This is a genomic window from Streptomyces sp. NPDC094448, assembly GCF_044763775.1.
GTDB lineage: Bacteria > Actinomycetota > Actinomycetes > Streptomycetales > Streptomycetaceae > Streptomyces.
Genome location: NZ_JBIWGU010000010.1, coordinates 104,588 through 126,926, shown reverse-complemented (window position 1 = coordinate 126,926; position 22,339 = coordinate 104,588). Strand labels below are relative to the sequence as shown.

The 22,339-nt window shown below is 71.5% G+C and carries 22 protein-coding genes; 6 read left to right on the top strand and 16 right to left on the bottom strand.

Annotation, left to right across the window (positions count from 1 at the left end):
* Nucleotides 1-109 precede the first annotated feature (109 nt).
* The gene (locus ACIQ9E_RS20665; RefSeq protein ID WP_403709025.1) at nt 110-337 is read right to left on the bottom strand and encodes a DUF6243 family protein; all 228 of its coding nucleotides are present in this window, start codon (nt 335-337) and stop codon (nt 110-112) included.
* Nucleotides 338-671: 334 nt separating this feature from the next.
* Entirely contained in the window at nt 672-2,057 is a 1,386-nt protein-coding gene (locus ACIQ9E_RS20660) for a glycine--tRNA ligase (RefSeq protein WP_366255382.1), read from the bottom strand.
* 201 nt (nt 2,058-2,258) lie between these two features.
* Between ACIQ9E_RS20660 and ACIQ9E_RS20655 the strand changes: the two genes are divergently transcribed.
* The 4 genes from ACIQ9E_RS20655 to ACIQ9E_RS20640 all read left to right on the top strand — a co-directional run bounded on the left by ACIQ9E_RS20655 (nt 2,259) and on the right by ACIQ9E_RS20640 (nt 5,606).
* Nucleotides 2,259-3,293, top strand: coding sequence for a metal ABC transporter substrate-binding protein (locus ACIQ9E_RS20655; protein ID WP_403709022.1), 1,035 nt, complete (start codon nt 2,259-2,261; stop codon nt 3,291-3,293).
* The gene (locus tag ACIQ9E_RS20650) at nt 3,290-4,069 is read left to right on the top strand and encodes a metal ABC transporter ATP-binding protein (RefSeq protein WP_403709020.1); all 780 of its coding nucleotides are present in this window, start codon (nt 3,290-3,292) and stop codon (nt 4,067-4,069) included. Before ACIQ9E_RS20655 ends, ACIQ9E_RS20650 begins: the two co-directional genes overlap by 4 nt.
* Nucleotides 4,070-4,071: 2 nt before the next feature.
* Nucleotides 4,072-4,968, top strand: a complete 897-nt coding sequence (locus tag ACIQ9E_RS20645) for a metal ABC transporter permease (protein WP_403709018.1) — start codon at nt 4,072-4,074, stop codon at nt 4,966-4,968.
* A 197-nt stretch (nt 4,969-5,165) separates the two neighbouring features.
* Nucleotides 5,166-5,606, top strand: coding sequence for a Fur family transcriptional regulator (locus ACIQ9E_RS20640; protein WP_403709016.1), 441 nt, complete (start codon nt 5,166-5,168; stop codon nt 5,604-5,606).
* Nucleotides 5,607-5,700: 94 nt separating this feature from the next.
* Here the strand turns inward: ACIQ9E_RS20640 and ACIQ9E_RS20635 are convergent, their stop codons facing one another.
* The 5 genes from ACIQ9E_RS20635 to leuA all read right to left on the bottom strand — a co-directional run bounded on the left by ACIQ9E_RS20635 (nt 5,701) and on the right by leuA (nt 10,816).
* Complete coding sequence (locus ACIQ9E_RS20635) at nt 5,701-6,249, bottom strand: hypothetical protein (RefSeq protein WP_403709014.1); 549 nt, start codon at nt 6,247-6,249, stop codon at nt 5,701-5,703.
* A 10-nt stretch (nt 6,250-6,259) separates the two neighbouring features.
* Nucleotides 6,260-7,102: an isoprenyl transferase gene (locus ACIQ9E_RS20630; protein ID WP_403709012.1), complete on the bottom strand. Its 843-nt coding sequence runs from the start codon at nt 7,100-7,102 to the stop codon at nt 6,260-6,262.
* Nucleotides 7,103-7,205: 103 nt separating this feature from the next.
* The gene (gene recO, locus ACIQ9E_RS20625) at nt 7,206-7,988 is read right to left on the bottom strand and encodes a DNA repair protein RecO (protein WP_403709010.1); all 783 of its coding nucleotides are present in this window, start codon (nt 7,986-7,988) and stop codon (nt 7,206-7,208) included.
* Nucleotides 7,989-8,049: 61 nt separating this feature from the next.
* The gene (locus ACIQ9E_RS20620) at nt 8,050-8,748 is read right to left on the bottom strand and encodes a TerB family tellurite resistance protein (protein ID WP_403709008.1); all 699 of its coding nucleotides are present in this window, start codon (nt 8,746-8,748) and stop codon (nt 8,050-8,052) included.
* Between the two features lie 307 nt (nt 8,749-9,055).
* On the bottom strand, nt 9,056-10,816 hold the full coding sequence (gene leuA, locus ACIQ9E_RS20615) for a 2-isopropylmalate synthase (protein ID WP_403709006.1): 1,761 nt from the start codon (nt 10,814-10,816) through the stop codon (nt 9,056-9,058).
* Nucleotides 10,817-11,202: 386 nt separating this feature from the next.
* On the opposite strand from leuA, the gene ACIQ9E_RS20610 reads away from it, so the two are divergent.
* Both ACIQ9E_RS20610 and ACIQ9E_RS20605 read left to right on the top strand, forming a co-directional pair.
* Nucleotides 11,203-12,258, top strand: a complete 1,056-nt coding sequence (locus ACIQ9E_RS20610) for a M4 family metallopeptidase (RefSeq protein ID WP_403709004.1) — start codon at nt 11,203-11,205, stop codon at nt 12,256-12,258.
* 101 nt (nt 12,259-12,359) lie between these two features.
* Nucleotides 12,360-12,638, top strand: a complete 279-nt coding sequence (locus tag ACIQ9E_RS20605) for a protealysin inhibitor emfourin (RefSeq protein WP_403709002.1) — start codon at nt 12,360-12,362, stop codon at nt 12,636-12,638.
* 64 nt (nt 12,639-12,702) lie between these two features.
* Here the strand turns inward: ACIQ9E_RS20605 and era are convergent, their stop codons facing one another.
* From era to ACIQ9E_RS20560, 9 genes are all read right to left on the bottom strand, one after another.
* Nucleotides 12,703-13,656 carry a GTPase Era gene (era, locus tag ACIQ9E_RS20600; protein WP_403709000.1) on the bottom strand — a complete coding sequence of 318 codons (954 nt, stop codon included), beginning with the start codon at nt 13,654-13,656 and terminating at the stop codon, nt 12,703-12,705.
* 183 nt (nt 13,657-13,839) lie between these two features.
* Nucleotides 13,840-14,844, bottom strand: a complete 1,005-nt coding sequence (locus ACIQ9E_RS20595) for a DUF916 domain-containing protein (protein WP_403708998.1) — start codon at nt 14,842-14,844, stop codon at nt 13,840-13,842.
* Between the two features lie 61 nt (nt 14,845-14,905).
* Nucleotides 14,906-16,270 (bottom strand): beta-xylosidase, encoded by a 1,365-nt coding sequence (locus ACIQ9E_RS20590; protein ID WP_403708996.1) that lies wholly within the window; start codon nt 16,268-16,270, stop codon nt 14,906-14,908.
* 307 nt (nt 16,271-16,577) lie between these two features.
* Nucleotides 16,578-17,084, bottom strand: a complete 507-nt coding sequence (locus ACIQ9E_RS20585) for a hypothetical protein (RefSeq protein WP_403708994.1) — start codon at nt 17,082-17,084, stop codon at nt 16,578-16,580.
* Between the two features lie 398 nt (nt 17,085-17,482).
* A complete protein-coding gene (locus tag ACIQ9E_RS20580; protein WP_403708992.1) occupies nt 17,483-17,872 on the bottom strand; it encodes a cytidine deaminase in 390 nt (129 codons plus the stop codon).
* 56 nt (nt 17,873-17,928) lie between these two features.
* On the bottom strand, nt 17,929-18,282 hold the full coding sequence (locus ACIQ9E_RS20575; RefSeq protein WP_403709377.1) for an MmcQ/YjbR family DNA-binding protein: 354 nt from the start codon (nt 18,280-18,282) through the stop codon (nt 17,929-17,931).
* Nucleotides 18,283-18,299: 17 nt separating this feature from the next.
* Nucleotides 18,300-19,598 carry a hemolysin family protein gene (locus ACIQ9E_RS20570; protein ID WP_403708990.1) on the bottom strand — a complete coding sequence of 433 codons (1,299 nt, stop codon included), beginning with the start codon at nt 19,596-19,598 and terminating at the stop codon, nt 18,300-18,302.
* Entirely contained in the window at nt 19,595-20,092 is a 498-nt protein-coding gene (gene ybeY / locus ACIQ9E_RS20565; RefSeq protein WP_006349387.1) for an rRNA maturation RNase YbeY, read from the bottom strand. The genes ACIQ9E_RS20570 and ybeY overlap by 4 nt, the downstream gene beginning before the upstream one ends.
* Before the next feature lie 13 nt (nt 20,093-20,105).
* Complete coding sequence (locus tag ACIQ9E_RS20560; protein ID WP_403709375.1) at nt 20,106-22,181, bottom strand: PhoH family protein; 2,076 nt, start codon at nt 22,179-22,181, stop codon at nt 20,106-20,108.
* Nucleotides 22,182-22,339: the final 158 nt, after the last annotated feature.

The window sequence follows — 22,339 nt, the reverse complement described above, 5'->3', positions numbered from 1 at the left end:
GCACGGGAACGGCCCCGGACCGCGGGCATCGCGGTGCGGGGCCGTCCGCCGCCTGTGGCGCCCCGCCGGCTCGGCGGGGCGCCGCAGGGCATTTCGGCGGGTGGAGCGGTCAGCCGTCCTGGCCGGGGGTCTCCGGCGCGCTCCGGTCGGCGGCGGCGTCCTCGGGGCCTTCGGCGCCCTGGGTCCGCGCCCGCATCCGGTTCAGCAGCTCGGTCTTGCGGTCGTCGGCCGCCCGGCGGTCGGAGAGACCGGCGGGGCCGACGCCCTCCTGTCCCTGGCGGGACAGCTTGCGGCGCTGACCGCCGACACCGAGAAGGTTGTTACGGCTCTTGGCCATGGGGTTCTCCCATCGTGGTGAGACTTGACTGTGGGGTCGTCAGCAAGGAGGCGGAGGCGGGGCGGACGCCGCCCGTGCCGCCGCCGGGCGCTCACTCGTAGATCTGGAAGAACGAAGACATACCCGGGACGTTACCGGGCCCGGTCCGTGGAGCGCATCCCGTTTTGGCACCGGTACGGGCCCGTGCGCGCCGGGCGTCCGTACCGTACGGGGCAGGCGCCGGCAGAGGGGGTGCCCGATGCGCCGGAGGCCGGCCGGGCGCCCGCCCGGCCGGCCTCCTGATGTCGTCGCGCTCCGCGGCCGGGCGGCCGTCGAAGGCCCGTCCGGCAGGGGCTCAGCAGCCCAGCAGACGCTCGCCCAGATATGCCTGGATGCGGTCGAGGGAGACCCGCTCCTGCTTCATGGTGTCGCGCTCGCGCACGGTCACCGCGTTGTCGTCGAGGGTGTCGAAGTCGACGGTGACGCAGAACGGGGTGCCGATCTCGTCCTGGCGGCGGTAGCGGCGGCCGATGGCGCCCGCGTCGTCGAACTCGATGTTCCAGTTCTGGCGCAGGTCCGAGGCGAGGCCCTTGGCCTTCGGGGAGAGCTGCGGGTTGCGGGAGAGCGGCAGCACCGCGACCTTCACCGGGGCGAGGCGCGGGTCGAGGCGGAGCACGGTCCGCTTCTCCATGACGCCCTTGGCGTTCGGCGCCTCGTCCTCGTTGTAGGCGTCGAGGAGGAAGGCGAGCATCGTCCGGCCGACACCGGCGGCGGGCTCGATGACATACGGCGTCCAGCGTTCGCCGGCCTCCTGGTCGAAGTACGACAGGTCGTGGCCGGAGGCCTTGGAGTGCGCGGAGAGGTCGTAGTCGGTGCGGTTGGCGACGCCCTCCAGCTCGCCCCACTCGCTGCCGCCGAACCGGAAGCGGTACTCGATGTCGGCGGTGCGCTTGGAGTAGTGGGAGAGCTTCTCCTTGGGGTGCTCGTACCAGCGCATGTTCTCCTCGCGCATGCCGAGCCCGGTGTACCAGTTCCAGCGCTGGTCCATCCAGTACTGCTGCCACTCCTCGTCCTCGCCCGGCTTGACGAAGAACTCCATCTCCATCTGCTCGAACTCACGGGTCCGGAAGATGAAGTTGCCGGGCGTGATCTCGTTGCGGAAGGACTTGCCCATCTGCGCGATGCCGAACGGCGGCTTCTTGCGCGAGGTCTGCTGGACCTGGGCGAAGTTGGTGAAGATGCCCTGGGCGGTCTCGGGACGCAGATAGGCGACCGAGCCCGAGTCCTGGGTGGGGCCGAGGTGGGTGGCGAGCAGACCGGAGAACTGCTTGGGGTCCGTGAAGGCGCCCTTGGTGCCGCAGTGCGGGCAGTTGATGTCCGCGAGGCCGTTCTCGGGCGACTTGCCGGAGTGCTTCTCCTCGTACGCCTCGATCAGGTGGTCCGCGCGGAACCGCTTGTGGCAGGAGGTGCACTCGGTGAGCGGGTCGGTGAAGGTGGCGACGTGGCCGGACGCCTCCCAGACCTCGGTCGCCAGGATGACCGACGAGTCGAGACCGACGACGTCCTCCCGCGAGGTGACCATGTAGCGCCACCACTGGCGCTTGATGTTCTCCTTCAGCTCGACACCCAGCGGCCCGTAGTCCCAGGCGGCCCGCTGGCCGCCGTAGATCTCACTGCAGGGATAGACGAAGCCACGGCGCTTGCTCAGGTTGACGATGGTGTCGATCTTGTCGGCGGCCACGGTGCTCTCTTCATAGACGACGGCGACGAACGGCGAATGCTTCAGATTACCGGCGTGCGCACCCCCGGGATCAAATCGAGGGCGGTCAGCGGCCCGACGAGAAGCGGACTCTCTTCTTCCGTGGACCTGCCATCGACCCGTCGATGTATCCGACAACCAGCTTGTTGACAATCGTTTCCACATTTGTTGAAAATGACTGTCATGAACGTACGCCCCCTGATACCCACGGCCGTCACCGCGGGAGCCGCCGCCCTCGGACTCCTCGCGCTGTCGGCCTGCTCCACCGCCGATGCCTCGGACGGCCGTGAGGACGGAAAGCTCAAGGTGGTGGCGTCGTTCTATCCGATGCAGTTCCTCGCCGAGCGGATCGGCGGCGATCATGTGAAGGTCTCCACCCTGACCAAGCCGGGTGTCGAGCCGCACGATCTGGAACTCAAGCCCCGCCAGGCCGCCCAGCTGGAGAAGGCGGGCTACATCCTCTACCTCAAGGGCGTCCAGCCCGCCGTCGACACCGCCATCGAGAAGACGGACATCGACCACAAGACGGACGCGGCAAAGCTCACGGACACCGGGCTCCACCCCGAGAAGGCCGAAGCCGACGGCCACGACCACGGCGCCGAGAAGGACGACCACGGTCACGACCACGGCGCGGAGGGCGACGGGCACGGCCACGAGCAGGGCGCGGAGGACGACGGGCACGGCCACGAGCACGGTGACGGCGATCCGCATATCTGGCTGGACCCGCTGAAGTACGCACAGGTCGCCGAAGGCGTCGGCGCCGCACTCGCCAAGGCCGACCCCGACCACGCCGCGGACTACCGCAAGAACGCCGCCGCGCTGTCCGGCGAGCTGAAGGCGCTGCACACCTCCTTCGAGCAGGGCCTGAAGAACACCACCACCCGCACCTTCGTCACCACGCACTCCGCCTTCGGCCACCTCGCCGAGCGGTACGGGCTGAAGCAGGAGGGCATCGCCGGCATCGACCCCGAGGCCGAGCCCAGCCCCGCCCGGATCAAGGAGCTGCAGACCGTCGCCAAGAGCGACCGGGTGACCACCGTCTTCTTCGAGACCCTCGCCAGCGACCGGACCGCGAAGACCCTCGCCGGTGACACCGGACTCCGGACCGATGTCCTCGACCCCCTGGAGGGCATCACCGAGAAGTCGAAGGGCCGGGACTACTTCGAGGTGATGAACGCCAACCTCACCGCCCTCAAAACGGCCCTGGGGGCGAAATGAGCGCCCCCGACTCCGCGGACGCCCCCGCCGTCGCCCTGACCGGCGCCCGTGCCGCCCTCGGTTCCCGGCCCGTGCTGCGCGGCGTCGATCTGACCGTGGCCCGCGGCGAGGTCGTCGCCCTGCTCGGGGCCAACGGCTCCGGCAAGTCCACCGCCGTCCGCGCGGCGATCGGCCGGGTGCCGCTCACCGAGGGCCGGGCCGAACTCTTCGGCACCGAACTGCGCCGCTTCCGCCAGTGGGCCCGGGTCGGCTACGTACCCCAGCGGACCACCGCGGCGAGCGGGGTGCCCGCGACCATCCGCGAGGTCGTCTCCTCCGGACGGCTCTCCCGGACCCGGTTCGGACTGCTGTCCCGCACCGACCGGGCCGCCATCGACCGGGCGATCGGCCTGGTCGGGCTCGCGGACCGGGCCGGGGACCCGGTGGAGGCGCTCTCCGGCGGACAGCACCAGCGGGTGCTGATCGCCCGTGCGCTGGCCGCCGAACCCGAGCTGCTGATCATGGACGAGCCGATGGCCGGCGTCGACCTGGCCAGCCAGGAAGTCCTCGCCGCCACCCTGCGCGACCAGGTCGCCGCGGGCACCACCGTGCTTCTCGTGCTGCACGAGCTGGGCGCGGTGGAGCCGCTGATCGACCGGGCCGTCGTGCTCCGCGACGGCTGCGTGGTCCACGACGGGCCGCCCCCGCGGGCCGTGGGCCAGCATGCGCTGCCCGGCCACGACCACGTACATCCGCACGCGGCCGACGAGCCGCTCCGCACCGGACTGCTGAGCTGACCATGGAAATCCTCGAAACGGCGTTTATGCAGCGGGCGCTGATCGCCGCCGTGCTGGTCGGCATCACCGCCCCCGCGATCGGCGTCTATCTCGTCCAGCGCCGACAGGCGCTGATGGGCGACGGCATCGGCCATATCGCGATGACCGGTGTGGGCCTCGGCTTCCTGCTCTCCACCAACCCCATCTGGATGGCGACGCTGGTCTCCGTCGCCGGTGCCGTCACCATGGAGCTGATCAGGGCGTACGGCCGCACCCGCGGCGATATCGCCCTGGCCCTGCTCTTCTACGGCGGTATGGCGGGCGGAGTGATGCTGATCAACGTCTCCGACACCGGCTCGACGGCCGATCTCGGCTCCTTCCTCTTCGGTTCGCTCTCCACCGTCTCCGATGCCGATCTGACGGCCATCGCCCTGCTCGCCGCCTTTGTGGTGCTGGTCTCGGTGGGTCTGCGCAGACAGCTCTTCGCGGTCAGCCAGGACGAGGAGTTCGCCCGGGTCACCGGCCTGCCGGTACGGGCGCTGAACCTCCTGATCGCCGTCACGGCCGCGGTCACGGTCTCGGTCGCCATGCGGGTCGTGGGGCTGCTGCTGGTCAGCGCGCTGATGGTGGTCCCGGTGGTCGCCGCCCAGCAGATCTCGCGCTCCTTCAAGGCGACCTTCGCCCTGGCCGTCGGGATCGGGGTCACCGTGTCCCTCGCGGGCACCACGACCTCGTACTACCGCGACGTACCGCCCGGGGCGACGATCGTGCTGCTCGCGATCGGGGTCTTCCTGCTGCTGACCACACTGGCGGCGCCGGTGGCCCGGCGGCGGGCGAAGGCGGCCGAGGCAGTGGTCACCGCCGAATGCCCGGTCCCGGTGCCGGGCGTACGGTCCGCGGGGGACGATGTCACGGTCTGAAGCCGAGGCGTTCCGCACCGGCCGTTCCGTACCGGGCGGGCCCCCGGCGGACCTCGGCGCGACGGGCGCCCACGGCGAAACGGAAGGTTGGCTTCCGGGGTCGGCAGGGCGCCCCGCCGGGACGAGGGTGCCGAGTGCGGCGCCGCGCCTGGCAGAATTGGCCGTGACACGTTGTGCGGCCGAACGAGGAGGCACCTGTGGCCACGGCGCCATCCGGCGGAAACACCACCCCCGTACGAGGCCGGTCGACCCGGCAGCGCGCCGCTGTCGCGTCCGCGCTCAACGAGGTGGACGAGTTCCGCAGCGCCCAGGAACTGCACGACATGCTCAAGCACCGCGGTGATTCGGTGGGCCTGACCACGGTCTACCGCACCCTCCAGTCCCTGGCGGACGCGGGCGAGGTCGATGTCCTGCGCACCAGCGACGGCGAATCCGTCTACCGCCGCTGCTCCACCGACGACCACCACCACCATCTGGTCTGCCGGGTCTGCGGCAAGGCCGTCGAGGTCGAGGGCCCCGCGGTGGAGACCTGGGCCGAATCGGTCGCGGCCCAGCACGGCTATGTCAATGTGGCGCACACCGTGGAGATCTTCGGCACCTGCGCCGAGTGCGCCGCCCGGCCGACCGCCAAGGGCTGACCCGCACAGGAACACCTCAGGACGCGTACGGGAGAGGGCGGCGAGCCGTTGGCCCGCCGCCCTCTCCCCTGTCCCGGTCCCCCGGGCGGACCGGTCAGGTCCGCAGGGAGCACTCGTCCAGTACGGCCCGGAGCCGGGCCTCGCCGTCCTCCCCGAGGATGCCCCGCTTGGGCAGCAGGGCCACCCCGAGGGACTTCCGGTCCGCGCTGAGCAGCACGAAAAGCTCGGGGGTCTCCTTGTAGCGCGGCCAGGCCTGCCAGGCGAAGGACTGGTCGATCCCGGAGGCCACGAACCGTACGCCCGTGATGTCGACGACGGCGCGGGTCTCCCCGTACGTCTTCAGTGCGGCCGCGAGCTGCCGTCCGACCAGCCACGGCTGGAGCGGGATCAGCGCGCCCACGATCAGCCCGGCCACGATCAGCCCGCTGCCGACCTGTGTGTACTCGCCGGCCCTCAGCAGCAGCGCCCCCGCCCCCACCAGCACCAGGGCGACGACGGCGTCCGCGAAGCGCCGCGCCTGGCTGGTGACCGCGGTGTTCCTGGCCCTGACGGCGCCGATGGCATCGGCCAACCCCGGCAGGTAGAACAGCTCCACCGCCGTCGGCCCGGCCGTCTGCCGTCCCTCACTCTGCTCCACGCTCATACCGGACAGCCTACGTCGTTCCGGCAGACCGTCCGGCGCCCTCGGGCGGGACCGCATTGGGCTGGGCACCGCCGAAGCGGCGGTCCCGCCGGGCGTACTCCAGACAGGCCCGCCACAGGTCGCGCCGGTCGAAATCGGGCCAGAGGACATCCTGGAAGACCAGCTCGGCATAGGCGCTCTGCCAGAGCAGATAGTTCGAGGTGCGCTGCTCGCCACTGGGCCGGAGGAACAGGTCCACATCCGGCATATCCGGATAGTAGAGATACTTGCGGAGGGTCTTCTCATTCACCTTCGACGGGTCGAGCCGGCCCGCGGCCACCTCTTGGGCGACCCGCTGCGCGGCATCGGCGATCTCCGCACGGCCGCCGTAGTTGACGCAGAAGTAGAGCGTCATGGCGTCGTTGTCCTTGGTCTGCTCCTGGGCGACCTGAAGCTCCTGGACGACCGACTTCCACATCTTCGGCATCCGGCCGACCCAGCGGATCCGGATGCCCAGCTCGTCCATCTCGTCCCGGCGGCGGCGGATGACGTCCCGGTTGAAGTTCATCAGGAAGCGGACCTCGTCCGGGGAGCGCTTCCAGTTCTCGGTGGAGAAGGCGTACAGCGAGAGGTTGTCGACACCCATCTCCAGACAGCCCTTGAGGACGTCGAGGACTACGCCCTCGCCGACCTTGTGGCCCTCGGTGCGGGGCAGCCCGCGCTCCTTGGCCCAGCGGCCGTTGCCGTCCATCACGATCGCCACATGGTTCGGCACCAGCTCGCCGGGGATCTTCGGCGGCCGCGCACCCGACGGGTGCGGCTCGGGGACCTTGTACTCACGGCGGTTACGGCCGAGGATTCCGCGTCGTGCCATGCGGCTTCTCACTTCTCCTGTGTGCGTGCGGTACCTGTTGTTGTGGTTGCCGGCGCTGTCCGCGCCGGCGGTGCTGTGCACGGCATGCCGCGTGCGGCGGCGGCTACTGCGGGCCGCCGGCCGCCCCCACCCGCCGGTCGTCCTTCTCGACGTACCGCAGGGAGCGCAGCCCCCGCTCCAGATGCCAGTGCAGATAGGCGGAGACCAGTCCGCTGCCCTCCCTGACGTGCCGCGGCTCGCAGGCGTCCGCCGCGGGCCAGTCGCCGGTCAGCAGCGCGCTGAGCAGACCGACGGCCTCGGCCGACGGTACGACACTGCCCGGGACCCGGCAGTCGGTGCAGACCACTCCGCCCGCGGCGACCGAGAAGAAGCGGTTGGGCCCGTCGAGCCCGCAGCGGGCGCAGTCCTTGAAACTGGGCGCGTAGCCGTTCACCGCGAGGGAGCGGAGCAGGAACGCGTCCAGGATGAGATGCGGGGCGTGCTCGCCGCGGGCCAGCGCCCGCAGCCCGCCGACCAGGAGCAGATACTGCTGGACCGCGGGCTCGCCCTCGTGGTCGGTGAACCGTTCGGCGGTCTCCAGCATGGCGGTGCCCGCCGTGTACCGTGCGTAGTCGGTGACGATGGCGCCGCCGTAGGGGGCGATCGTCTCGCTCTGGGTGCAGAGCGGCAGTCCGCGGCCGACCAGCTCGCTGCCGCGGGCGAAGAACTGCACATCGACATGGGAGAACGGTTCCAGCCGGGCCCCGAACTTCGATTTGGTGCGCCGCACCCCGCGCGCCACGGCCCGCACCCGTCCGTGCCCGCGCGTCAGCAGGCTGATGATGCGGTCGGCCTCGCCCAGCTTCTGAGTGCGCAGGACGACGCCTTCGTCGCGGAAGAGGCTCATGGGCCCATTCTCCCGTACCCGGTGGGCCGCCGGTGCCGCCAGGGCAGACGGATCGGGGGTATCAGGGGGACGGGGTACGGGCGGCGGTGCTCAGCAGCTGGGCCGTATCGGCGGGCGGCAGCCGGAGCGCGGTGCCGACCGTGGTCAGCACCTCCCGTTCGGCGGGGGTGTAGGGGCCGTCCGCGAGGGCGATCCGGGCGCCCTGGAGGAGGATGGACTCCCGGCCCGCCGGGGCGAGATGGGGCGACAGCGGCTCCAGGGCCTCGTGGAGTTCGATGGCGAGGGCGGCGCCGCAGGGCCCGCTGTCGCTGACGAACCGGCCGGTGTCGGCGGCGAGCGCCTCGATGAGACCGGTGAGCTGCTCCTCCGTACAGTCGTGGAGTCCGGCGGCGCGGACGGTGGCCACGGCGGTCTCGCGGACCGGGCGGGAGCCGGTGCCCCCGGAGGCGAGGACGGCGAGGGCGACGGTGTGGACCGCGTCCCGGAGCATCGCGGAGAACCGGGCGGTGGTCGGGTGGTCGAGGACGTCCGTCCCGAAGTGGCCGTGACAGGCCGCGCATTCGACGACGGGTCCGGCCGAACCGCGCGGCAGCAGGGGGACCCCGAGCAGGGTGAAACGGCGCCGGCCGGTCCGGCGGCGGTAGTTGCGGTCACCGCCGCAGGCGGCGCAGAAGAACTCGCCGTCACCGACGGTGTTCCAGGCGGTGGATACGCCGCAGACCAACAGTCTCCGACCGAATACGCCCCGGTCCGTCCGCATCTCGCACCTCCGCCGTACCTCTCCCCGCGGACCTGCGACCACGGGCGTCACTGTGCCTCGGCACAGCCGCGTTGGCGTGATGTTAGCCACATGGACCACGGCCCGTCAGCACCCCGGAGGCTCCCGGTCCGCACATGGCCGATTACCGACGACGGCGCCCCCGTGCCGTACACCCTCCCGAACAGGGGGAACGGGTGGGCGACGGCACAGGGGCGCCGGAACGAACGGACGGGGCTCCTACGGAAGTACGAGCGGGGAATGCGCCGGACGGCCGACCGGACCCCGGTCGGGGTCCGGCGGGCCGGGGTCAGCGTGCGGCGCGGTTGACCGCCGATACGACGGCCTTCAGGGAGGCCCGGGTGGTGTTGGCGTCGATCCCGATACCCCACAGCACCTTGCCGTCGATGGCGCACTCGATATAGGAGGCGGCCTGCGCCGAAGCGCCTTCGCTCATCGTGTGCTCGGTGTAGTCCAGCAGCCGGGCGTCGATGCCGATGCCCTGGAGCGCGGCGAAGAAGGCGGAGATCGGCCCGTTGCCGGAGCCGGTCAGTACGGTGTCCGTACCGTCGACGACCGCTTCGACCGTCAGGGTGTCCACACCGTCGGTGTCGGTGGTGGACTGACCGGAGCGCAGCTGGATCCGGCCCCACGGGTTGTCCGGGTTGGGCAGGTACTCGTCCCGGAAGACCGTCCAGATCTCGGCCGGGGTGACCTCGCCGCCCTCGGCGTCGGTCTTGGCCTGGATGAGCTTGGAGAACTCGATCTGCATCCGGCGCGGCAGGTCCAGCTTGTGGTCGTTCTTCAGGACGTACGCGATCCCGCCCTTGCCGGACTGCGAGTTGACCCGGATCACGGCCTCGTAGGAGCGGCCGACGTCCTTGGGGTCGATCGGCAGATAGGGAACGTTCCACTCGATGTCGTCGACGGTCTTCCCGGCCGCGGCGGCGTCGGCCTCCAGCGCGTCGAAGCCCTTCTTGATGGCGTCCTGGTGGGAGCCGGAGAAGGAGGTGTAGACCAGGTCGCCCGCGTAGGGGTGGCGCGGGTGGACCTCCATCTGGTTGCAGTACTCGCTGGTACGGCGGATCTCGTCGATCCGGGAGAAGTCGATCTGCGGGTCGACACCCTGCGAGAACAGGTTCATGCCCAGGGTGACCAGGTCGACGTTGCCGGTCCGCTCGCCCTGGCCGAACAGACAGCCTTCGATCCGGTCGGCCCCGGCCATGATCGCCAGTTCGGCGGCGGCGACGGCGGTGCCGCGGTCGTTGTGCGGGTGGACGGAGAGACAGACGTACTGGCGACGGGAGAGATTCCGCGACATCCACTCGAAGCGGTCGGCGTGGGTGGACGGGGTCGACCGCTCGATGGTGGCCGGCAGATTCAGGATGATCTCGCGGCCGTCCTCGGGCTGCCAGATGTCCATCACGCCCTCGCAGACCTCCAGGGCGAAGTCCAGCTCGGTGTCGGTGAAGATCTCGGGGCTGTACTGGTAGCCGAAGACCGTCTCCGGGCCCAGCAGCTTCTCCGCGTACTCCATCACCAGCCGGGTGCCGTCCACCGCGATCTGCCTGACCTGCTCCTTCGAACCGCGGAAGACGACCCGGCGGAAGGTGGGGGCGGTGGCGTTGTACAGATGGACGGTGGCCCGGTGGGCGCCCTTCAGCGATTCGACGGTCCGCTCGATCAGCTCTTCACGGGCCTGGGTGAGAACGGAGATCGTCACGTCCTCGGGGATCGCGCCCTCTTCGATGATGGAGCGGACGAAGGCGAAGTCGGTCTCGCCGGAGGAGGGGAAGCCGACCTCGATCTCCTTGTAGCCCATCCGGACCAGCAGATCGAACATCTCGCGCTTGCGGGCCGGGGACATCGGGTCGATCAGCGCCTGGTTGCCGTCGCGCAGATCGGTGGAGAGCCACCGGGGGGCCTGGGTGATGCGGTTCTCCGGCCAGGTGCGGTCGGGGATGTTCACGGCCTCGTACGGACGGTACTTATGGACCGGCATCCCGGACGGCCGCTGCGAATGGGTCGCGTTGGTGATCGGGGTGGGACGGCCAATGGTCACGTCGGACATATGCGCGGGCTCCTCGGAATACCGGTGGGGAAATCGACCGGCCGACGATTCGAAGCAGCAGCTCATCCCGCGGGGAGGGGGTCGGCCTACGACTACAGGCCCTCGCCGCGGCAGCTAAGAAGAAGCAGCCCGAAACGCATGATGCCGGGGAGCATATCCGACGGACCGGGCGTACGACGTCCGCGTATCACCATACGGGACGGCCCCGGCGGGGGAGACCCCGAAGAGACCCGGCGCACAGCCCGCCACCAGCGCCGTCACCGACCGTGCCGTCGCTCGTGCCACCGGTGACACCCCGAGTCAGTCAAACGGCGCGCTTCACTCCATTTCACTAAAACCGGTCGCGGCTAGTGACAGCGCGATACCCCGCTGTCACATTGCGGTGCATGGCATTCCACTCCGTCTTCTGCACCGTCGTCCCGCCCCATCTGCTGGACAGACTGGCGCAGGCCGCGAACCAGCAGATCGCCGACCGCGCCCTCCGCACCCTGGAGCACGACGCCCTCCAGCGCACCCGCCGCCGGATCACCACGGTGCGCGGTTTCACGGCGGCGGTGGCGCCCCCGGAGGCCGACCCCCGGCCGAGGCGCACGGTCTACGACTGCAAAAACGGTACGGTCCTGCCGGGCCGCAAGGTCCGCGGCGAGGGCGACGCCCCCGGTCAGGACGCCACCGTCAACCGTGTCTACGCCGGTCTGGGCGCCACCTTCGAACTGCTGCTGAAGCAGTACGGGCGGAACTCCCTCGACGACGCCGGGCTGAAGCTGGACGCCAGCGTCCACTACGACCGGGAGTACGCGAACGCCTTCTGGGACGGCTCGCAGATGGTGTTCGGCGACGGCGACGGCGAGATCTTCCTCGACTTCTCCATCCCGGTCGACGTGATCGCCCACGAGCTGGCGCACGGGCTCACCCAGTACACCGCCAATCTGGAGTACTTCAGCCAGTCCGGCGCGCTCAACGAGTCCGTGTCGGACGTCTTCGGCGCCCTGGTGAAGCAGTACACCCTGGACCAGACCGCCGAGCAGGCCGACTGGCTGATCGGCGAGGGGCTGCTGGCGCCCGCGGTCACGGGCACCGCGCTGCGCAGCATGAAGGCGCCGGGCACCGCGTACGACGACGATGTCCTCGGCAAGGACCCGCAGCCCGCGACGATGGACGACTACGTCCGCACCGGCCGGGACAACGGCGGCGTCCATATCAACTCGGGCATCCCGAACCACGCCTTCTATCTGCTCGCCACCGAGCTGGGCGGCAAGGCGTGGGAGCGGGCCGGGCAGATCTGGTACGACACCCTGACCGGCGGTGAGCTGTCGCAGGACGCGCGCTTCGGCGAGTTCGCCCGGCTCACGGTCGCCGCGGCGCAGGCCCGCTACGGCGACGGCGCCGAACTCCAGGCCGTGCAGAAGGCGTGGTCGACGGTCGGGGTCCCGCACTCCTGAGGTACCGGCGCCCGTGGGGGGCTCCCCCGGCGAGCGCGGGCTTCCCCCGGGCGGGGCGGTAGCGCTACCGCCCCGCCCGGATCCGTGAGAGAACGGATGGCATGCAAATCCATGTACGGCGTACCGGCGGCTTCGCCGGAATCGAGCGGTCCGCCACGGTGGACACCACCGCGCTGCCCGACGCGGCCGAATGGAGCGCGCTCGCCCGGGAAGCGGCCGGCGACGGTGACGGCGGGCGGACGGGTCCGCTCCGGGCCGGGGTGCCGGACGGTTTCGCGTACGAGATCACCGTCGACGGCCGGACGGTGCACGCGGCCGAGCCCGGTCTCACCGCGGCGCAGCGGAAGCTGGTCTCGCGGGTGCTGCGCGAAGGCGCCTGAGCGCGCCGCCCGGCCGTGCCCCGGACGAACGCGCCGGGGCGGGGGCGGGGCCGGACGCGGCGGCTCAGAAGCCGAGCTTGCGGAGCTGCTTGGGGTCGCGCTGCCAGTCCTTGGCAACCTTGACGTGCAGATCGAGGAAGACCGGCGTACCGAGCAGCGCTTCGATGTGCTTGCGCGATTTGGTGCCGACCTCCTTCAGCCGCTGCCCCTTGGGGCCGATGATGATCCCCTTCTGGCTGGACCGTTCGATGTAGACATTGGCGTGGATGTCCAGCAGCGGACGGTCCTTGGGGCGGTTCTCGCGCGGGATCATCTCCTCGACGACCACGGCGATGGAGTGCGGCAGCTCGTCCCGTACGCCTTCGAGCGCGGCCTCGCGGATCAGCTCGGCGACCATCACCTGCTCGGGCTCGTCGGTGAGGTCGCCCTCGGGGTAGAGCGCCGGACCCTCGGGCAGCAGCGGCACCAGCAGATCGGCGACCAGCTGGACCTGCTTGCCGCCGACCACCGACACCGGGATGATCTCGGCCCATTCGAAGCCCAGCTCCTGCGCGAGCCGGTCGACGGCGATGAGCTGCTCGGCGAGGGTCTTGGAGTCCACCAGGTCCGTCTTGGTGACGATGGCGACCTTCGGGGTCTTCCTGATCCCGGCCAGCTCCTTGGCGATGAAGCGGTCGCCGGGGCCCAGCTTCTGGTCGGCGGGCAGACAGAAACCGATCACGTCGACCTCGGCCCAGGTGGCGCGGACGACGTCGTTGAGCCGCTCGCCGAGCAGGGTGCGCGGTTTGTGCAGGCCGGGTGTGTCGACCAGGATCAGCTGGGCGTCCGGGCGGTGCACGATCCCGCGCACGGTGTGCCGGGTGGTCTGGGGCCGGTTGGAGGTGATCGCCACCTTCTGGCCGACCAGAGCGTTCGTAAGGGTGGACTTGCCCGCGTTGGGGCGGCCGACGAAACAGGCGAAGCCCGCCCGGTGGGGGGCGGACTCGGTGGGCTGGGTACGCACGCTCATGCCGTTCATTGTCCCCGATGCGGGCCGCCGCCGTGCCCGCTCCCCCCGCCCCGGGGCGCCACGGGTGTCGCGGCGGGGCCGAGAAGGGCCCGCCGGGGCCCGGCGCCCGGTGGCCGGAGCGGGCTCGGTACGGGCCCGCGGCGGGAGCTGCGGCACCGTCCCGGCGGGCCCGTCCCGGGCCGGGTTCCCTGCTCAGGCCGTACGGGGGCGGCGGGTCCTGCGGCGGAGCCGGATCGCGAGTGCGCCGCCTGCGGCGAGCAGCGCCAGGGCGACGGCGGGCAGCCACGGTACGGCGACGTACCGTGCGCCCGCGGATTCGCGGACGTCGCGGGCGGTCGCGGTGAGCCGTATCTCACCCCATTCGGCCTGCGGGGCGCCCCGCCAGCGCTCCGTGAGCCGGACCTTCTGCCGGGGCAGCAGCTCGGCCGGGACACCCGCCGCGTCCCGGGTCAGCAGGGTGCGGCCGAAGAGGCCCCGGGCGGTGAGGACGACCTTCGGGGCGAGGGTGGTATTGCCCCGGTTGTGGAGGGTGTACGAGATCAGGGCACGGCTCTCGCCGGTGCCGGGCAGCAGCGGCCGGTCCGGGCGGACCGCCACGTCCTCGACGGAGAGCGCGGAGACGGCGGGTCCGCTCACCCGGAGGTGGATCCGGGCGCCGACGGCCCGCCGTACGCCGACCGCGACGGAGCCGCCCGCCGGGGCGATCCGTTCGTCGAGGGCGACCAGCGCGCCCGCGTGGTCACCGGGTTCGGCGTCCTCGGGGACGGTCAGGGTGAAGGGGACGGTGACGGAGCCGCGGGCCGGGACGGTGATCCGCTCCCGGCCGGGGCGGGCCCAGGCGCCGATGCCGCGCTGCCGTTCGCCGAGGGTGCGGACGGCGAATCCGCCGTCGCGCTCGGTGTTGTAGGCGTCGGCCGCGTACAGCCGGAAGGAGAGGGGTGCGGCGGTCTTGTTGGTGACGGTGGCCCGGTCGGCGAGGGTGGCGCCGGGGCCGGCCGCGAGGTGGAAGTAGGGCCGTCCGCCGAGCGCGGAGGAGACGGGGTGGACGGACCACTCGCCGTTCTCGGCGGCCTTGGCCGTATCCGGGGGCGCCGACAGGGTGAGCAGGACGGCCGCGAGGGCCGCCGACAGGGGGAAGCGCAGGGGGCGGAGGGCCTTCGGGGGCCGGGTGGGGCGGTGCGGGCGCGGCCTGGGCATGGGTGCGGTTCCCCCCGGGGGCGGGGCGGCCGGGCGGGTGCGCGCTCCGGCCGCCGTACGGTCAGATGAGGGTGAGCGTGAGCACCCCGGCGTAGGAGCCGGGTGTCGTGAAGGCGGGGACGTTCAGCGACAGCTGCGCGTCCACGGTGAATTCGCCGCCGGTCACCGTCCCGTCGGGGGCGGAGGCCAGCGTGGCGCCTCCGGTGCCGACGGTCCCGGCGGATCCGGGGACGCAGGTGCTGGGGCTGCCCGCCGTGGTGGTGCAGGCGGGGGTCCAGCTCAGGGCCCCGGCGTGGATTCGGCCGCCGGGGCCGGTGAAATCGGTGACCTTGCCGGTGAGGGACCAGCCCGCGGGGCCGCCGCGGAAGTCCTTGACGGTCACCTTCCGCAGCTCACCGGAGGCCGCCCCGCCGGTGCCGAAGTCCACCGCGGACAGCTGGACGGCGTCGCCCGCCTGGGTCATCGACAGGGTGCCCGCGGTCACGGACGCGGTCAGCTTCTGGCTGTTCCGCGGCAGCGGGGCGTCGTCGACGACGGTGTACGCGGCGGGGCCTGCGCCCTTGTCGGCGGTCCAGGCCGGTCCCTCGTACGCGACGATTCCGGTGGTCGCCTTGTCGTTGACCCTGAGCCGGGCGGTGAAGGCACCGGCGGAGTCGGCCCGGAAGGTCAGCCGGTCGGCGGTTTCGGCGGCCCCGGCACGGCCCGCGACGGTGATATCGGCGAGCGGGGTGAATCCGCTGCCCGTGACGGTGACCCGCTCCCCCGGCTTCCCGGAGGCGGTGGCGAGGGAGACGGCGCGCTCATTGGCGCCCGGACCTTCGGTGGCGACGATCGTCCGCGAGACGGGCGCGGGCGGAGCGGAGACCGTGCAGGGGGTGTCGAGTTCCATGAGGTAGCTGGTGTGGATGTTGTAGTCGCCGGGCGAGAGGGTGATCGAACCGGCCGTGGTGACCGTGAAGGTCCCGGTCATCGAGAACGGCGGGAACTCCCCCTTGCCGGGCACCGGCGGGTTCTTCTTCGGTCCGGTGACGGTGAGGCCGCCGGGCTGGGCGCCGCCGAGCGTCACCTTCCCGGTCGGGGTCATGATGTCGGCGGGCAGCGCGAGGTCCACCGGGTTGCTCGCCGCGGGCTTGGCGACCCGGTAGGTCACGGTGACGACATCGCCGATCCGCGGGGCGGCGTTGTCGACGGTGATCTCCGCGGTGGTGGTGCCGTTGATGGGCGGGATGCCCGCGATCGGGGGCGGCACACAGCGGGTCGCGAAGTCCACGGGCACGGCGGCGGTCGCCGCGCCCGCGGGCGCGGTGAGGACGGCGGTGGACGCCAGCAGCGCCGCCCCGGCGACCGCCGCGGCCCACCGCCGCGGCCGGGCCGGGGCGGGTCCGGCGGCTGGTCTTCGCGCGGCGGTCCGGATGGCAAGGGACATGGATGTGCCTCCTCGGGAAGGCTTCGCGGGAGTCCGGGGCAGCACCGGGATCCGGCCCCCGGGACCCGGGGGCCGCCATTGACGAGCGGTGGCCGGAAGAAGTCAAGGCGTACGGAGCCCGTCAACTGATGACCCATCAGTTGCTGGCAGAGTTCACCGGGGTTGCCGGGGTTCCGTGCACCGGAAGGAACGGCGGGCGGGCGCCCCGGAGGGGACGGCACCGCCCCCGGCCGGCGGTACGGCCGGACGGGGGCGGTACGGAGCCGGAGCCGGGCGCCTGCGCGGCGCCGCGGCCCCCGGCCGGCGGTCAGAACACGAACGGGCCCGGCGACTGGGAGGTCACCGCGTCACAGCTCACCGGGAACCCGAAGATCGACATCGTCAGCGCGGGTCCGGCGAAGTACGAGTTCAGGGAGTCACCGGGGGCGACCGTCGCCGACAGCGGCCCGATCTCCACCGTGCCCCGGGCCGGCAGCGCCGGGTTCCGGGTGCCGGTGAACGCCTTCGTACCGCCACCGGCCTTGGCGAACGTCAGAGTCGCGCTGATGGTGTCGGCGCCCACCGCGACCGGCGTCCGCACCGAGGACCGCAGGGTGACGGTCGCCCTGGTGCCGTCCTGGGTGGCGGTCAGCCTCGCCTGGCCCGCGCCCCAGGTTCCGCAGTCGTAGTCGGCCGTCGCCAGGGTCGGCGTGACCGCCCCGGCGGCCGGGGCGTAGGCCAGCGACAGGGCGGCCAGCGCCGCCGCCGTCACCGCACCGGCCCCCGCGGTCCTTCCCCTGCGCGCGCCCCTGCCTGTGCCTGTGCTGCCTCGCATGCGTACCCCTTCCGTTTCCCCGTGGGGGATCGTCGGTGCAGCCCGCCGCGCACGGGCACCCGGCCGTGGCACGCTGCGGTGCATCGCGTACGCGGGCGGGCACACCGCGCCGGAGGCTGCGGTCACCAGGGTGTGCGTGGATCGCCGGTGAACTCCGCGGGCGGGGTGCGCACGCCTCACGGTGAAACGGACGGCCGGTGCCGGCCCGGAACCGCGGCTCGCGTCCCGGGCCCGACCGCCCCAGCAGATCTGACGATCCGTCGGTCGAGCTGCTGTTCATTGATGCGCAACCGGCCGGGGATTACAAGAAGGATCCCCTTGATTTCTGCGGCCGTGCCGGACCCGGCGCCGCGGGGACAAGGGGCACGGACCCCGGCACCGGCCGGGCCGAGGCCGCTTCAGCCCGCCGGGACCGTGGCCACGAGCTGCCCGTCGGGTCCCGCCAGCAGGACCGGGGTGTCCGGCCCGCCCAGGTCCCGTACCGCTGCCCGGTCCTCCGCCGGAACGGACTCCGCCTCACCGACCACCGCCGCCGCCTCCAGCGACCGCGCCCCGCTCGCCACCGCCATCGCGACGGCGGTCCGCAGCGCACTCAGCTCCAGCGACGGCAGCGCGACCGTCCCGGCGACGTACGTCCGCCCGGTCTCGTCCCGTACGGCGGCACCCTCCGCGACCCCGTTGCGCGCCCGCGCGCTCCGCGCCAGGGTGATGATCTTCCGGTCCTCGGCGCCCGGCTCGGCCGGTGCGCCCCCCGCTCCGGGGCCCTGCGATTCACTGCTCTGCGTCATGGCACGAGCATAGATCGCGGGGCGCACGGCGCCCCGGGCAGAGCCCCGGCCACGGGTCAGGGGCGGTCCAGCGAGAGCCGGACGGCCCGCGGCAGACCGGCGACGACCAGATCGTACGAGTCCTCCACCAGCTCCCGGACCAGACGCGCCGGCAGCTCCCCGACCGTCACCGTGTTCCAGTGGCGCTTGTTCATGTGGTAGCCGGGGACGATCGCCGGATGGTCGGCGCGCAGCCGGAGGGCGTACTCCGGCTCGCATTTGAGATTGACCCGCAGCGGCGACCCCTCCAGCCACGACAGGGCGAAGATCTTCCCCCCGACCTTGAAGACGGAGACCAGGTCGCCGAACGGGAACTCCTCCACCGAGCCGTTGAAGCCGAGGCAGAACGACCGCAGCCCGGCCGCCCTCATCCCGCCCCCGCGGCCGGTCATGCCGCGGACTCCTCGCCCACCGCAACGGGCACGGGCTCGACCAGGACCGTGACGATCCGGTTGCGCCGGCCGGCCGGGGATTCGGCGGTCAGCTTCAGGGGGCGGCCGTCGGGCAGTTCGAACCGGCCCGCGGCCCCCGCGATCGGCACCCGCCCCAGCGCCTTGGCCAGCAGTCCGCCGACGGTCTCCACATCCTCGTCGTCCAGCTCGCCCACGCCGTACAGGTCACCGAGGTCACCGATGTCGAGCCGGGCGATCACCCGGAACCGTCCCCCGCCGAGATCCTCCACGGGCGGCAGCTCGCGGTCGTACTCGTCGGTGATCTCCCCGACGATCTCCTCCAGGATGTCCTCGATGGTGACGATCCCGGCCGTACCGCCGTACTCGTCCACGACGACGGCGACATGGTTCCGCTTCTGCTGCATCTCCCGGAGCAGATCGCCCGCGTTCTTGGTGTCGGGGACGAAGACGGCGGGCCGCATCGCGGTCGACACCACATCGGCCTCGGCGTCACGGTTGACATGCGTCTTGCGGACCAGGTCCTTGAGGTAGACCACGCCGACGACGTCGTCCTCGTTCTCACCGGTCACCGGTATCCGGGAGAAACCCGAGCGCAGGGCGAGCGTCAGCGCCTGACGGACCGTCTTGTGCCGCTCGATGCAGACCAGATCGGTCCGCGGGACCATCACCTCGCGGACCAGTGTGTCGCCCAGCTCGAAGACCGAGTGCACCATCCGGCGCTCCTCGTCCTCGATGAGCGACTCCTGTTCGGCCAGGTCGACGAGGGCCCGCAGTTCGGCCTCGGAGGCGAAGGGGCCCTTGCGGAACCCCTTCCCCGGGGTCAGCGCGTTGCCCAGCAGGATCAGCAGCTGCGGGATCGGGCCCATGATCCGGGCCAGCGGCAGCAGGACGTACGCGGCGGCGGTCGCGGTGCTCAGCGGGTGCTGGCGGCCGATGGTGCGGGGCGAGACGCCCACGGCGACGTACGAGACGAGGACCATCACCGCGATGGCGACGAGCAGCGCCTCCCAGGTCTCCGGGAAGGCCTGGAGACAGCCGTAGGTGACGAGCACCCCGGCGGCCGTCTCGCAGGCGACCCGCACCAGCAGGGCCACATTGAGATAGCGCGTCGGATCGGCGGCGACCTGGGCCAGCTTCGCCGCGCCGCGCCGCCCGGAGCGCAGCGCCTCGGCGGCGCGGAAGCTGGACACCCGGGCGATACCTGCCTCGGCGCAGGCCGCCAGCCAGGCGACGACGACCAGCAGGACCGCCCCGGCGATCAGGGGGCCGCTCATGACACGGTCGGGGCCGGGGAGGGCCCGGTCAGTCCGCGCTCGGTCCGCCAGCCGTCGACGATGGCCGCCTGGAGGCCGAACATCTCCGCCTTCTCGTCCGGCTCCTCGTGGTCGTACCCGAGGAGATGCAGCACCCCGTGGACGGTGAGCAGTTGCAGCTCCTCATCCATGGAGTGCTGCGTCGGGGCCTCCTGGCCCTGGCGCTCGGCGACCTCCGGGCAGAGCACGATGTCGCCGAGGAGCCCCTGGGGGGGCTCCTCGTCGTCCTTGGCGGGCGGCCGCAGCTCGTCCATCGGGAAGGACATGACATCGGTCGGCCCGGGCAGGTCCATCCACTGGATGTGCAACTGCTCCATGGCCTCGGCGTCCACGACGATCACCGAGAGTTCGGAGAGCGGGTGGATGCGCATCCGGGCGAGGGCGTAGCGGGCGATGTCGAGCACAGCCGGCTCGTCGATCTCGATTCCGGACTCGTTGTTGACGTCGATCGACATGGTGTGGTTCGTACTACTTCCCGTGGGAGCCTCGGCCGTCGTGGGGATGCGGCCGGCCGTGCTGGGCACCGCCGGTCCGCTCGCCCGCGAGGCCGTCGTACTTCTCGTACGCGTCGACGATACGGCCGACGAGCCGGTGCCGGACGACGTCCTGGGACGTGAGCCGGGAGAAGTGGACGTCCTCCACACCGTCGAGGATGTCCTGCACCTGGCGCAGACCGCTCTTGGTCCCGTTCGGCAGGTCGACCTGGGTGACGTCACCGGTGATGACGATCTTCGAGTCGAAGCCGAGCCGGGTCAGGAACATCTTCATCTGCTCGGGATTGGTGTTCTGCGCCTCGTCGAGAATGATGAAGGCGTCGTTCAGGGTGTTGTGCGTCAGCAGATAGTCCTGCGTGACGTAGAGAGAGTCCTCGGCAGCCACCTGGATGCAGACGGTCTCCTCCCGGCCCGCGGGTTCGATGGAGTCGATGAACCGCATCGGCCGGCCACCTCTGCCCGCCGCGTGGTACGTCTCCCGCTTCCGGGCGAGCCGGAAGGGCTCGATGCCCTGCGGAAGCCGGATGTCGACGACATGGCTGTTGTACCGGTGAGCGGCGAGAGCGCTGCCCTGCTTCCGGCCCTCCGCCCGGCGGCGGCGGGTGTACGCAACGCCTCCGAGGGACTGGACCAGCGCGATCACATCGTCCCGCAGCACGATCGAGGCAGTCGAGTACTGGACCCGGCAGCTCCGGCCGTCCTGGGTGACGGGGCCGCCGTCCGAGTCGAGCAGTCCCTGAAGCACAGCAAGGCGGACCTCGGCCGTGTTGAAGAGATAGTCGTCGGGGACGAACTTGGAGTGCGAGCGGGTGCCCAGCAGGTCCAGTTCGCGCAGGATCCGGGTGACCGGGTTCTCCAGTGTGACGACGTCCCCGGGGGCCTTGACCCGGTTCAGTACGTAGTCGGGTCCGCCCTTGTGCCGGACGGTGACGCCCGGGAGGGACGCCTCCAGCGCCCAGGCCAGCTCCTCGTCCTCGCTTGCGAAGGAGGGCGTGGTCGAGCCGGTCAGACAACCGTCGCCCAGCAGAAGCCCGAGGGCATAGGGGTCCATCGGGACCTCCCGCTCCGGGAACGAGACGGGCGCGGTGAGCATCGGCAGCTCGTAGCGGCGGGCGTCACCGGCCCGGAGGTCACCGATCATCTCCTGGGTCTCCAGGACCCGCCACGGCTTGTCGCGGCGCTTGTCGGAGGCCGTACGCACGGTCCACAGGTGCTCGGCACAGGCCAGGGTCCAGGAGCCGTCCTGGGCACTGACCCGGTAGACGTCCTTCTCGCCCTGCGGGTAGACGCCGAGGACCGGTGTCGGCTCGCCGTTCGAGCCGACGACCAGGTCGCCCACGCGGAGTTCACCGATGGGGCGCCAGCCGTCGGGGGTCAGCACGTTCGTGAAGACGGGCTGTGCGCGACCCCGCATATAGGCCAGCGGCGCGACCTCGATCGTCCCGGCCGCCATCAGACGGGGGATGGAGTCCGGGTCGAGCATATCGTGCAGGGCGTCGTAGAGCGGGCGGAGATAGGGGTCGATCTTCTCGTAGAGCGTGCCGGGCAGGAAACCGAGGCGCTCGCCCGCCTCGACGGCCGGGCGGGTCAGGATGATCCGGGTGACCTGCTTGGACTGCAGGGCCTGGACAGCCTTCGCCATGGCGAGATACGTCTTGCCGGTGCCCGCCGGGCCGATGCCGAACACGATCGTGTGCTTGTCGATGGCGTCGACGTAGCGCTTCTGGTTGAGGGTCTTGGGGCGGATCGTGCGGCCGCGGCTGGAGAGGATGTTCTGGGTGAGCACCTCGGCGGGGGTCTCCGGACCGTCTCCGCTGCCGTTCGCCTCCGCCCTGAGCATGGCGATCGAGCGTTCCACCGCGTCCTCCGTCATCGGCTGTCCCGTGCGGAGCACGAGCATCATCTCGTCGAAAAGCCGCTGGATCAGGGCGACTTCCGAGGGATCCCCGACCGCGCTGATCTCATTGCCCCGGACATGGATATCGGCCGCCGGGAAAGCCGCCTCGATCACGCGCAGCAGGGAATCGCCCGAGCCGAGGACCGTCACCATCGGGTGCTTCGCCGGAACCGTGAAGAAGGCCCGCGCCGCGCCGGGCCCGGACGGCCCGGTCCGCTGCGAACGCTGCGCCTGCTTCGAGCGCTGTGCTGCCTTCGAGGTCTGTGCTGTGGGTGTCTGAGTCATGGGCCGGCTCTGTGGCCTGCGCCTAC